Raw genomic sequence first — 11568 nt, forward strand, 5'->3', positions numbered from 1 at the left:
CGGACGCGACCTCATGCAGAAGGTGGAAACCCATGCCTGCTTCGGCGGCGTGCAGGAAGTGTGGCAGCACCGCTCGCAGGCGCTCGATTGCGACATGCGCTTCGGCATCTACCTGCCGTCGCAGGCGCGCGAGGCGCGCTGTCCGGTGCTGTACTGGCTCAGCGGCCTGACCTGCACCGAGCAGAACTTCATCACCAAGGCCGGCGCGCAGCGTTACGCGGCGGAACACGGCGTGATCGTGGTGGCGCCCGACACCAGCCCGCGCGGTCCGCAGGTCGCCGATGCTGAGCGCTACGACCTAGGGCAAGGCGCGGGTTTCTACCTCAACGCGACGCACGAGCCCTGGTCCGCGCATTACCGCATGCACGACTACATCGTCGAGGAACTGCCGCGCCTGGTCGAGGCGCAGTTCAACGCCAGCGATGCACGCGCCATCAGCGGGCATTCGATGGGTGGGCACGGCGCACTCGTGCTCGCCCTGCGCAACCCGGATCGCTACCGCAGCGTCTCGGCGTTCTCGCCGATCGTCGCGCCCGCGCAGGTGCCGTGGGGCGAGCAGGCCTTCACGGCTTACCTCGGAGACGACCGCGACGCGTGGCGGTCGTGGGATGCCAGTGAACTGGTGCGTTCGACACCGGCGCAGGCGAACCGGCCGGTGCTGCTGGTCGACCAGGGCGAAGCCGACGAGTTCCTGGCCACGCAGCTGCGGCCCGAGCTGCTCGAAGCTGCCTGTCGCGAAACCGGCTATCCACTGCGGCTGCGTCGTCACGCCGGCTACGACCACAGCTACTACTTCATCGCCAGCTTCATCGGCGAGCACATCGCGCACCATGCCGCGGCGCTGCGGAACTGAGTAGCGTCGGTGGATAGAAAGAGGCCCCGCGACGCGGGGCCTATTGTCACGAGTTCGCGAATGGTCTTGGTGCTGCTTACTTCGCGCCGGCGCGCGGCTTGCAGTCCGCGGACAGTGCGGTGTCGTCCTGCGCGACGCAGGCGCTGAAGTCCGCCAGGCCAACCACTTCGCGCGTCGCCCCGGCCGCCATGGTGATGCGTTCGGCCGGCAGCGGCTGGCAGTTGTTCGCGGCCGAGGCGCAGGGGCGCGGGAACAGCGTGTAGTGGCATTCGCCGCTGGCGCTGGCGAGGCATTCGAAGCGGGTGACGACGGACGCGGTGCGGATCCGGCTGTGGATCTGCTCGATGCCGTCGACCGCGGAGCGGTGGACGATGGTGGTGCCGCCGATGTCCCAGCCGAACATGGACAGCAGGAAGTAAACCGCGGCGATCAGGTTGCGCATGGGGGCTCTCGCAGGCTTGGATGGTGGCGGCAGTCGCGCGTTGGGGCGCGCCTACATGTGCCGGAACAGGGTCATGAACGGCTGGCTGACGGTCAGCGTTTCCGTGCGGCCCTTCAGCCGCACCGTGCCCTTGCCGCTGTCGTCGCGCACGATCGAGGCGATCGCCTTGAGGTTGACGATGGTGGAGCGGTGGATCTGCTTGAACGTGTCGGTGTCGAGCACCGCGAGCAGTTCGCGGATCGGCGTGCGCAGCAGCGCCTCGCCCTCGGCCGTCACCACCGTCGTGTACTTGTTGTCGGCGCGGAAGTAGGCGACGTCGTCGACCAGGATCAGGCGGGTCTCGCGGCCCGCGCTCGCGGTCAGCCAGGTCAGCGGCGGGCGCGCGGGGTTCTTCGGCAGGGCGGCGCCGAGGCGTTCGAGCATCTCGCCCAGGGCCGCCGCATCGCCGGGGCCCGAGGCCAGCCGCAGCTTGAGCCGTTGCACGGTGGCTTCGAGGCGTTCGGCGGCAATGGGTTTCAGCAGGTAGTCGATCGCGCCGCGGTCGAAGGCGTCGATCGCGTACTGGTCGTAGGCGGTGACGAACACGACCTGGGTGCTTGGACTCGCATGCGCGGCGGCGGCGGCGACTTCCAGCCCGGTGAGGCCGGGCATGCGGATGTCGAGGAAGGCGACGTCGGGCTGGTGCTCGTCGATGGCTTCCAGCGCGCTGGCGCCGTCCTCGCATTCGGCGACGACCTCGAGGTGCGGCCAGGCGGCGCGCAGCTGTTCCAGCAGCGCGCTGCGCAGCAGCGCCTCGTCTTCGGCGATCACGGCGGTAATCGGCTTAGACATCGCTGCGCTCCGTGACCGCGGCAGCCGTGGTCGGTGTGCCCGCGACGGGTGCCGGCACGGCGGGTGCTGGCACGGTGATCGTGGCGGCCACGCCCGAGGGGAAGTTGGCGACCACCGCGAGCGCGGCCTTGCCGGCGTACACCAGTTGCAGGCGTTCGCGCACGTTCTTCAGGCCGATGCCGGTGCCGCTGCTCTGCACGTTGAAGCCTTCGCCATCGTCGGCCACCGTGACCGCCACCATGTCGTCGACTGCGCGTGCACGGATCCACACGGTGCCGCCGGCGGTGCGCGGTTCCAGCCCGTGCTTGATCGCGTTCTCCACCAGCGTCTGCAGCATCATCGGCGGCAACTGCGTGCCGCGCAGGCTCTCGGGCACGTCGACCTGCACGCCCAGGCGCTGGCCCATGCGGATCTTGAGGATTTCCAGGTAGGCCAGCGCGCGTTCGAGTTCGTCGCCCAGCGTCGCCAGTTCGTCCTGGGTGCGCGGCAACGAATGCCGCAGGTACTGGATCAGGTGCCCGAGCATCTCGTCGGCACGCACCGGATCGGTGCGGGTGAGGTACTGCGCACTGGCCAGCGTGTTGTAGAGGAAGTGCGGCTCGACCTGCGCGTGCAGCAGGTTGAGGCGGGCGACGGTGAGTTCCTTCTCGGTCGCGGTCTGCGCGGCGGCATCGCGTTCGTTGCGGCGGCGATCGGCGACGCGGCGGGTGATCGCGCGGGTGATCGCGTTGGCGTTTTCCAGGTTGGTGCCGTCATCGACGCGGAACCAGTCGCTCCACGCGCCGCTTTCCGGTTCGCAGATCAGGGTGACGCTGCCGGTGCCATTGACCGGTGTCACCGTGGCGGCGATCTGGTTGCGGGTGCGCCCGAACCAGTGCATCGGATGCCACTTGCCCAGCGGCTGTTCGGCGAAGCGCGGGCGCTGCACCTTGGCTCGCACCTGCAGGCTGTCGCGTGCGCTCTCGATCTCCTCGCTGCGCGGCAGTTCGCGGATGGCGGCGTCGAGCAGGTCGAACGCCTCGCCGGCTTCGAACGGGATCTCGATCTGGCGACGCTGGCGATTGCCGAGTGATTCGCTCTCCGATCCGGCGATCAGCCGCACCCGGCGCAGGTGCGAGAACGCGGCGGTGACCACCAGGCCCAGGGTGATGAAGGTGAAGAGGACGATCGGCAGTTCGATCCGGCCGAGGAAGGGGATTCCGGACCAGAACGAGGCCAGCAGCAGCAGCGCCAGCCCCCAGGCGATGGCGATACGGGCAACGAAGAAGATGTTTCGGATCACGTTGGTCACGGTCGGTCGTTGGTTGCGGCGAAGCATAGCGAGCGCCGCCGCCTGCGAAAGGGCGGTTGCGACGGAAGCGGGAATAGGGCGACGAAGCCGCCCCGGCCCGGAGCGAACACGACGGCAGTGTGGCGATGCGCCAGCGTCCGGCGCGATTGCCCGGACGGTAGGTACGAAGCGTGCGTGCGGGGTGGTGTTGCCTGGTCAGCGTGCCAGCAGCAGCGCGGCGATGCCGGCGGCGATCGCCAGCGCGGCCACCACCCAGGGCCAACGGCGCGGCGAACCTTGCGTCGCGCCGCGCTTCACGGCGCCGGTGCGTGCCGGCCGCGCCACGGCATCGAGGCGGAAGCGCAACTGGTCGAATGCGATCTCGTCGCCGACGCGCGCGACCCCGATGCTCACCCGCTGGCCGTTGAGGAAGCTGCCGTTGGTCGACTTCAGGTCTTCGATCTCCACGCCGTAATCCAGCGGACGCAGTCGCGCATGCACGCGCGATATGCCCTGATCGGCCACGGCGATGTCGCATTCGGGTGCACGGCCCAGCGTGGTCGGGGCCAGCAGGTGGTAGCTGCGTCCGAAAACGATGCCGGCGACGCCGCGCAGTACGTATTCCGGGTCCGAAAGCTGGGTGGGCATGGCGGCGACAGGGTGGTCGAGTCAGGGTGGTCGGGCCGGAAACTAGCATGCCCACATGCCCGTGGCTGCCTGCCATCGTGACCGGATCCAGCGTTTGCGCAGGCGCTCACCTTTTTGCCCGCGTCGGGGCCGGCGGTAGGGACGATCGAAGTGAATGGGGCCGTTGCCCGCTCGCCGTCTTGCCGCGGCACGGAGGTTCGCGTGCCCACCCGCATGGGGAGGTTGCAGTGCGCGGAAGCGCGCGAGGCCCGCCACAGGCGCCGCGCGGCCCGCCGCCGGCACGCCCGGGGTAACTGCGTGCTGCGGACGCCGTAATTTCAGATGGAAATGGACCCGTGTTGGGCTCGGTAGCCTTGGCCGTGGCGGATGCGCGGCAACGTTAGCGACGGCAGAGACTCGGGCAAAAGGAGATGGCCATGAGACTCCGGCTGCGGCTGCTGTATGTCCTGCTGGCGAGCTTTTTCCGCCGGCACGTGCGGGTGGTGGAGGAGAGCGTCCTCAACCTCATCGTGTTTCCGAACGACGTCGACGTGTCGAAGATGAGCGCCGACCGCTACCTCGCGCTCACCGACCTGGGGCGCGTCAACATCGTCGCGCGCGCGGGGTTGCTGCGGCAGATGCTGGCCAGCCGCCACCTGCCGGTCGCGCACGTGGCGACGATGCGCTTCCGCCGCCCGCTGCGCCTGTTCGAGAAGTACCGGCTGCGTTCGCGCGTCATCTGGTGGGACGAGGCCTGGGTGTGGTGCGAGCACCACTTCGAGCGTCAGGGCAGCACGGTGGCGATGGCCATCGTCAAGGTGATGCTGATCGGCCCGGGCGGTCGCTTGCCGGTGTCGACCTGGCTGCTGGCGGCAGGCGAATCGCTGGCGCCACCCGCGCCGCTGCCCATCGTGGGCGAATTGCAGCTGGCCGAAGTACGGCTGCGGGAGATGCAGCGATGAAAGCATCCGCCATGGCGACACCGTCGTCCGCGCACGCCAGTACAGGACAGGAACAGCACACGCCACTTGCCTGTTTTCTCCAGCGGGAGCGCGCGCATCCCGACGCGGTCTACCTCACCCAGCCGTATCCCGACGGTGCGGTGGTCGACTACAGCTGGGCCGAAGTCGGCGACCAGGCACGGCGGATCGCCGCGTACCTGCAGTCGCTGCGACTGCAGGCGGGCAGCCGCATCGCCCTGCTCGGTCGCAACAGCGCGCATTGGATCATGGCCGACCTGGCGATCATGATGGCCGGGCACGTCAGCGTGCCGCTGTACGCGACGCAGAGCGCGCAGGCCGTGCGGCAGATCCTGCAGCACTCCGGGGCGCAGGCACTGTTCATCGGCAAGCTGGACGGCAGCGCCGACAACTGGCCGGCGATCGCGCCGGAGTTGCCGGAAGGATTGCAGCTGATCGGCCTGCCGTTGTCGCCGCGCCGCGACATCCCGCAATGGCAGGACCTGATCACGCGGCACGCGCCCTTGTTGCAGGTGCACGAGCCGCGCCCGGGCGAGCTGTGCACGATCATGTACACCTCCGGCAGCACCGGCGTGCCCAAGGGCGTCATGCACAGCCACGGCGGTGTGATGGCGATGGTGCCGGCGGCCGAGGACGCGCTGGGCATGGGCGCCAGCGATCGCATGGTTTCGTACCTGCCGCTCGCGCACGTCGCCGAGCGCGAAGTGGTGGAGATGTGCTCGCTCTACTTCGGCTTCCGGGTGTACTTCTGCAACAGCGTGGCCAGCTTCGTCGCGGACCTGCACCGCGCGCGGCCGACGATCTTCTTCTCGGTGCCGCGCCTGTGGATCAAGTTCCAGCAGGCGGTCAATGAAAAGCTGCCGCCCGCCAAGCAGCGCCTGCTGTTCGCGCTGCCGCTGCTGTCGCGGCTGGTGAAGCGCAGGATCGTGCGCGGATTGGGCCTGGACCACGCGCGCATCGCCGTCACCGGATCCGCGCCGCTGCCGCCTGCCGTCGTCGACTGGTACCGCGGGCTCGGCCTGGAAATGCTCGAGGGCTACGGCATGACCGAAGCCTCCATCACCCACGTGACCCGGGTCGGGCAATTCCGCAGCGGCTACGTTGGCGCGCCATTGCGCGGCGTGGAAACACGCATCGCCGCCGACGGCGAAATCCAGATCCGCACGCCGGGACTGATGCTGGGCTACTACCGGCAGCCCGAGGAATCGGCGCAATGCGTGTTGCCGGACGGCTACTACCGCACTGGCGATTGCGGCGAGATCGATGCACAGGGACGGTTGCGCCTGGTCGGTCGGATCAAGGAACAGTTCAAGACCTCGCGCGGCGAATACGTGGTGCCCGCGCCGATCGAGTTGCTGCTCGGCGACGATCCGCGCGTGGAGGCGGTGTGCGTGAGCGGTAGCGGGTTGCCGCAGCCGTTCGCGCTGCTGATGCTGGCCGAGGAGACGCGCCACGCACTGCAGCGCGACCCCGCCCTGCGCAAGTCGATGGCGCACGAGTTCACGGCACTCATGGCCCGCGTGAATGCACGGCTCGCCAGCTATTCGCGGCTGGCCTGCCTGGTGGTGGTCGCCGAGCCGTGGTCCGTCGACAACGGCCTGCTCACGCCGACGCTGAAGATTCGCCGCGCCGCCATCGATGCGCGCTACCTGCCGCAGGCCGAAGCGTGGCTGGCAGCGGGCGAACCGGTGGTGTGGGAAGACGCAATGGCCGCGGACGCGACCCCGGCTGGAACCGCATTGGCCCGGGCATGAAAAAAGCAGCCCCGCGGATGCGGGGCTGCGAGCGTCACGGCAAGTGCGTGAACCGGGTCATCGCGAGAGAGCGGTTTGCGCGTCAGCTGCGCCCGGGCGCGACATCCGCACGATGATGCCGATCGCCTCCGTCCCGGTGACGGGATAGAAGTGCAACTCCGCCCGCGCGTCGTCGCGCTCCCACAGGCTGCTGTCGGCGGTGCGCTGCATGAGCTGGAAACCCAGCGCCGGCAGCGCGCTGGCGTAGAACGCCCTGGCGTCGCTTACGGAGCCTGCATACAGGAGGCGATCGGCATGGTGGCCGGGTGGCAGCACCTGCACCTGCGGCGGTCGGGGCAGGGCCGGCAGCGCTGCCTCGGGGTTGCCGCGTGCGGGCAGTACGCGGAGTTGCACGCCAAAGCGCGCGCCCTGCGCCAGCGCCTGGCCGCACATGCCGGCCAGTGCCAGTCCGACGAGGATCCCGGCCAGCCACAGCTTGCGATGGCGACCGCCTGCCTCGGCATCCCTGGGCACGCCACTGGCGTGGTCGCGGGGGGGCGGATCTTTCCTGTGATGAATCATGCTTCCTCCTTGAAGCCACAACAGCAATGACGACAGTGTGTAAAGGCGCAGTGTCTCGAACGGAGGTTGCCGTCACATTTCGACCAGCTCGAAGCACGCGAAGGGCAGGCGCTACAGGTGGTTTTGCAGATGCTGGCGCGGACCTGTTCCGGACGTGCGCGCCCGGCGCAGCGGGCGGTGTGGAATGCGACGACTCCTAGATCAACGGCGGGCCGGGGCGTGGACGGACAACCGCATGCCTCGGCCCTGGCACGAGGCCGTTGCTGCCCGGCAGGGAGGGCTGTTTCGCCTTCCGCCACCGCCTGCACTGGCTAAGTCGGCAGCCGTTGCCACAGCCAGCCCAGCGCCACCGCGCCGATGCCCAGCGACAGCGTCGGCAGGGCGAGGCCGGCATACCAGCGGCGATGCCGTAGCAGGATCAGCCCCGGCAGCACGACGCACACGATCGCCAGTTGCCCCAATTCGACGCCGAGGTTGAACCCGAGCAGGGCCAGCAGGCGTGTTCCCTGCGGCAGGCCCAGTTCGCCCAGGGCCCCGGCGAAACCGAAACCGTGGACCAGGCCGAAGCCGAACCCCGCCACCCACGCGCGCTGCGTGACCAGCGGGTGCAGGTTGTTGGCCGCCGCCAGCAGCACGCTGAGTGCGATCGCCGGTTCCACCCAGCGCGATGCGGGCGTGACCCAGCCCAGCGCGGCCAGGCTCAGCGTGATCGAGTGCGCGACGGTGAAGGCCGTGACGATACCCAGCACTTGGGTCACGACCTGGCGCAGGTCTTCCGCCGGCAACCAGTTGTTGCGGTGACGCAGCAAGGCGGCGGGCAGCAGCAGCGACAGCAGGAACGCGATGTGGTCGTAGCCGACCAGGATGTGGTGCACGCCCTCGCGCAGGAAGTCGGCGAACGCGCGGTCGGGCGCGGCGCCGAGTGCGATGACGCGGGCATCGGCGCGCACCGTCGCCGCGCGGACGTCCGCGCCCTGGCGCAACGTTACCAGCGCCCGGTGCTGCGGATCGACGGCAAACAGCAGGTCGTAGCGCACGCGCGTGTCGGATCGCGCGGGGCACTTCGCCTCCAGTTGCACGCTGGCGTAGCTGCCGTCGTCGTAGTGGCGGGTGGCGAGCCCGAGTGGTCGCAGCGTGCAGGCACCCGCGGCGGTCGACAACTCCAGGCCCGACATCGTCCAGCGCTCCAGTGCCGGACGCAGCGCGCGCAGTTCGCCCCACGTCACCCGCTCGTCGCGGTTGGCATCGAGCGGGAAGGTGAGGGCGAGGTCGCGAATCGCCAGGTCCAGTTCGACCTGCGCGCCGCCATCGGCTCGTCGCGTGATGTCCAGGTGCGCGACCGACAGCGTGTGCGCCTGCAGCGGCGACGCGAGCAGCGACAGCAGCAGGAGCAGCCAGCGCCGCATCAGCGCGCGACCTCCGGCGGCGGTGGCAAGGCGAGGTGCTGGCCGGCGGCCCAGGCCTGCAATGGGCGCAGCGCTTCCGCGTGGTGCGCGGCGATCGCGGCGCGCTGCAGGATCGCGACATCTTCGTAGTCGCGCTGGCTGTGGAAGTTGCGTTGTGCCAGTGCCAGTGCGCGGGTTGGATCGCCGCGGGCCACGAGCAGGAACTCCGCTTCGTCGCGCAGTTCCGGCGCGCTGCCCGCGGCATGCGCGGCGGCGAAGCGTCGCGCCTGGGCGGCCACCAGCGGACCGGCGACGGTACGGTCCAGGCGGCAGGCCGCGAGCATGCGTTGCAGCTGCAGGCCGTCGTGGTCGGTGTGCGCGGCGAGCAGCGGCTCCACCTCGCGGTCGCGTCCCGCGCTACGCAAGTAGCGCGCGTAGGCCGCGAGCGTGCGGACATCGTCGGGCGCCAGCGCCAGCGCGCGACGGAACCACGCGTCGGCCGCGCGATCGCCCGCGCGTGCCGCCGTCTCGGCGCGCATCACCAGCGCGTAGCGCCTCCCCTCGGCACCGGCGCCGGCCTGCAACCAGCGATCGAGTGCGGTTGCAGCCACGGCGTATTGGCCGCTGCGCAGGGACAGCATGCCCACGCACAGCAGGCCGCTGCCGGCATCGATGCCGAGCACCAGCGCCGTGCAGTCCGCGCGCGCCAGGTCAAGCCGCCCCCGTACCAGCTGGACCTGGGCGCGCGACAGGTGCGCCGCGGCGTTGCGCGGTGATTGCGCGATCGCGCGATCGAGCAACGCCATCGCCGTGGCGAAGTCGTGGCGATGCTGGGCGCTGAAGGCGCGGGCCAGCAGCAGGTCGGCATCGACGTCCTGCGTCGGCATGCGCGCGAGCAACGCGTCGGCCCGCGCCACGAGTCGCGCATCCCCGTTGCGCGATGCGGTCGCCAGCAACTGCTGGACGCGCGCCATCGCTGCGGCTGGCGTTGCCATCGACGCAGGCGGCGCCGTCGTCGTCGGCATCAGCCGCGCATAGCCGGGTGGCAGCTGTTCGATCACGGTGGCGGCGTCGTCCGGCACCACCAACGGTGGACGCCCGGCGTGCGCCATCGACGCCACCGCCAATCCGCAGGCCAGGGTCAGTGCGCGCAGCATGGTGGGGTTCCTCCGCAAGCCGCCATCGGGGCGGCGGCTTGCGCTTTGCGATCTGCGTTCAGTTGCTGGGCGAACCCGGCAGCGGCGTGTTGAGGTAGGGGAACGTCGCGCGGAAGTCGCTCGCCTTCAGCGCGGCACCATCGGTGTACGGCAGTTGCCCGGCGGGAGCATCGGCCGCCGGCAACAACACGCCCATCGCCACGCGCAGTTCGATGTCGACCACGTCGTCGCCCGGGCGTCGCCCGTTGGGGAAGCCGGCCGTGTCGCCGGCGAGCACGCCGAGTGTCTGTTGCAGGGCTGCGGCCTTCGGTGCGATCGACGTGTTAAGCCGCATCATCTCCGCAGGTCGCACCGACGCCGGCTTGTTGAGGCCCGGCACGCCGGTCAGGAAGGCGGCGATCAGGTCCGTGCGCGGATACCGCGTCGGCGCCTGCACGCCGAACAACGCCTGCAGCAGGATCGGCAGGGTCGGGTTGGTGACGTACTTCGCGAAGCTCGCGTCGTTGACCGGCAGCGAGGCGTTGAACCGGTCCTTGTCGGGCAGGCCGATCACCACTTCGTTCACCAGCGGCGCGGACAGGCGCGACACCTGCCGGTAGTGCAGGCCATCGCGGGTGTAGGCGCTGGTCCAGGCGCCGATGATCGGGTTGCCGGAATGGGTGAGGCATGCGATCGGCAGTTCCAGCGCGATCGTGGTGACGTTGGCATCGTCCAGGAGATTGCGTTCGCCATCGGGCGGGCCGAGCGGATTGGTGTTGACCAGGTCGAACACCTCGCCGAGGTTGACCGCGAAACCGTCCTTGCGTTGCCCCACGAACACCCGGCCTTCGCCGGCGCAACGCGTGCCGATGCGGGCGATGTGGCGGTCGGCGTAGCTTGCGTAGTTGGCGATGGACTTGGTGCCGATGTTGTCGAACGGCTTCTTGAACAGGTAGTCGCCGCTGCCGAGGTTGCGTGCTGCGCCGACGCGGCCTTCCTCGACGCCGACCACGACATAGCTTTCGTCGACGTTGCGGTTGGCTTCCTGCGCCGCGGTGGCGCCGAAGGGGCCGATGTTGCTCAACGGCACCGCCACGTCGACGCCGTTCACCGGCACGGTGAGTTTCTTGAGCCGGTTGTAGAACTTGAAGAAGTAGGAGATGTCGGCGACGGCGTCGCCGTCGTTGTCGATGTGGATGGCGTACAGCGCCTCCGGGTCCATCAGGAAGTAGTTGGGGCCACCGTAGGGCGCCTGCAGCGGCTGGTAGTTGGCGAGCAGGGTGACGTAGCCGGCGCGGCCGGTTTCGTAACTGCGGAACAGGTAGAAGTCGGTGCCATCGACCTTCGGGGTTTGGGTGATGAGCGGTGCTTCGCGATGGCTGGAGCCAAGCGCGGAACCTGCCGCGGCCACGAGGCCGGCGATGACGAGCGCGAGCATGGCGGGCCTGGCGTGTCTGACGAGGGGCTGCTTCATGGCGGTGTCCTGTGAGGGGGAGGCGAATGCAGGCGGCGATGCGGCGCCTGTCGTTCCTGGGTGCTTACGCGGCGGATGCAGGCGTGGATGCAACCGTTCGTCGCCGCGGGGCGGCAGCGGCGCGGCGGGTTCACGTCGTCTTCGCATCCGGATGCGATGTGCTCTCGTATAAGGGCAGGAGGCAGTGGGAGCGCGCCGCCAGGAGACTGGCCGTCGCCATCGGTTACCCCCGTTGTCCCGGCGGGATGGCGTCAC

Annotated in this window: 11 protein-coding genes; 3 read left to right on the forward strand and 8 right to left on the reverse strand. The window is 69.5% G+C overall.

The annotated features are described in order from the left end of the window. Positions 1–13: 13 nt before the first annotated feature. Positions 14–853 (forward strand): S-formylglutathione hydrolase, encoded by an 840-nt coding sequence (gene fghA, locus H8B22_RS11240; RefSeq protein ID WP_187711510.1) that lies wholly within the window; start codon positions 14–16, stop codon positions 851–853. A gap of 76 nt (positions 854–929) precedes the next feature. On the opposite strand, the gene H8B22_RS11245 is transcribed toward fghA, so the two are convergent. The 4 genes from H8B22_RS11245 to H8B22_RS11260 form a co-directional block, all read right to left on the reverse strand. Then, on the reverse strand, positions 930–1295 hold the full coding sequence (locus H8B22_RS11245) for a hypothetical protein (RefSeq protein WP_187711511.1): 366 nt from the start codon (positions 1293–1295) through the stop codon (positions 930–932). Between the two features lie 51 nt (positions 1296–1346). Further along, on the reverse strand, positions 1347–2126 hold the full coding sequence (locus H8B22_RS11250; protein ID WP_187711512.1) for a LytR/AlgR family response regulator transcription factor: 780 nt from the start codon (positions 2124–2126) through the stop codon (positions 1347–1349). Beyond that, positions 2119–3408: a sensor histidine kinase gene (locus tag H8B22_RS11255; protein ID WP_225876187.1), complete on the reverse strand. Its 1290-nt coding sequence runs from the start codon at positions 3406–3408 to the stop codon at positions 2119–2121. Before H8B22_RS11255 ends, H8B22_RS11250 begins: the two co-directional genes overlap by 8 nt. A gap of 204 nt (positions 3409–3612) precedes the next feature. After that, positions 3613–4044, reverse strand: coding sequence for an FHA domain-containing protein (locus tag H8B22_RS11260; RefSeq protein ID WP_187711514.1), 432 nt, complete (start codon positions 4042–4044; stop codon positions 3613–3615). 416 nt (positions 4045–4460) lie between these two features. Here H8B22_RS11260 and H8B22_RS11265 point away from each other — a divergent pair, with 416 nt between their 5' ends. Both H8B22_RS11265 and H8B22_RS11270 read left to right on the forward strand, forming a co-directional pair. Beyond that, a complete protein-coding gene (locus H8B22_RS11265) occupies positions 4461–4985 on the forward strand; it encodes a thioesterase family protein (protein ID WP_187711515.1) in 525 nt (174 codons plus the stop codon). Continuing rightward, on the forward strand, positions 4982–6757 hold the full coding sequence (locus H8B22_RS11270; protein WP_225876188.1) for an AMP-binding protein: 1776 nt from the start codon (positions 4982–4984) through the stop codon (positions 6755–6757). The genes H8B22_RS11265 and H8B22_RS11270 overlap by 4 nt, the downstream gene beginning before the upstream one ends. Before the next feature lie 57 nt (positions 6758–6814). Here the strand turns inward: H8B22_RS11270 and H8B22_RS11275 are convergent, their stop codons facing one another. The 4 genes from H8B22_RS11275 to H8B22_RS11290 all read right to left on the reverse strand — a co-directional run bounded on the left by H8B22_RS11275 (position 6815) and on the right by H8B22_RS11290 (position 11313). Next, complete coding sequence (locus H8B22_RS11275; protein ID WP_187711516.1) at positions 6815–7318, reverse strand: hypothetical protein; 504 nt, start codon at positions 7316–7318, stop codon at positions 6815–6817. A 311-nt stretch (positions 7319–7629) separates the two neighbouring features. Next, positions 7630–8724 carry a HupE/UreJ family protein gene (locus H8B22_RS11280; RefSeq protein WP_187711517.1) on the reverse strand — a complete coding sequence of 365 codons (1095 nt, stop codon included), beginning with the start codon at positions 8722–8724 and terminating at the stop codon, positions 7630–7632. After that, complete coding sequence (locus H8B22_RS11285) at positions 8724–9860, reverse strand: hypothetical protein (RefSeq protein WP_187711518.1); 1137 nt, start codon at positions 9858–9860, stop codon at positions 8724–8726. Before H8B22_RS11285 ends, H8B22_RS11280 begins: the two co-directional genes overlap by 1 nt. Positions 9861–9918: 58 nt before the next feature. Continuing rightward, the gene (locus H8B22_RS11290; RefSeq protein ID WP_208456892.1) at positions 9919–11313 is read right to left on the reverse strand and encodes a DUF4331 domain-containing protein; all 1395 of its coding nucleotides are present in this window, start codon (positions 11311–11313) and stop codon (positions 9919–9921) included. Positions 11314–11568: the final 255 nt, after the last annotated feature.

Source organism: Lysobacter terrestris (genome assembly GCF_014489475.1).
GTDB lineage: Bacteria > Pseudomonadota > Gammaproteobacteria > Xanthomonadales > Xanthomonadaceae > Agrilutibacter > Agrilutibacter terrestris.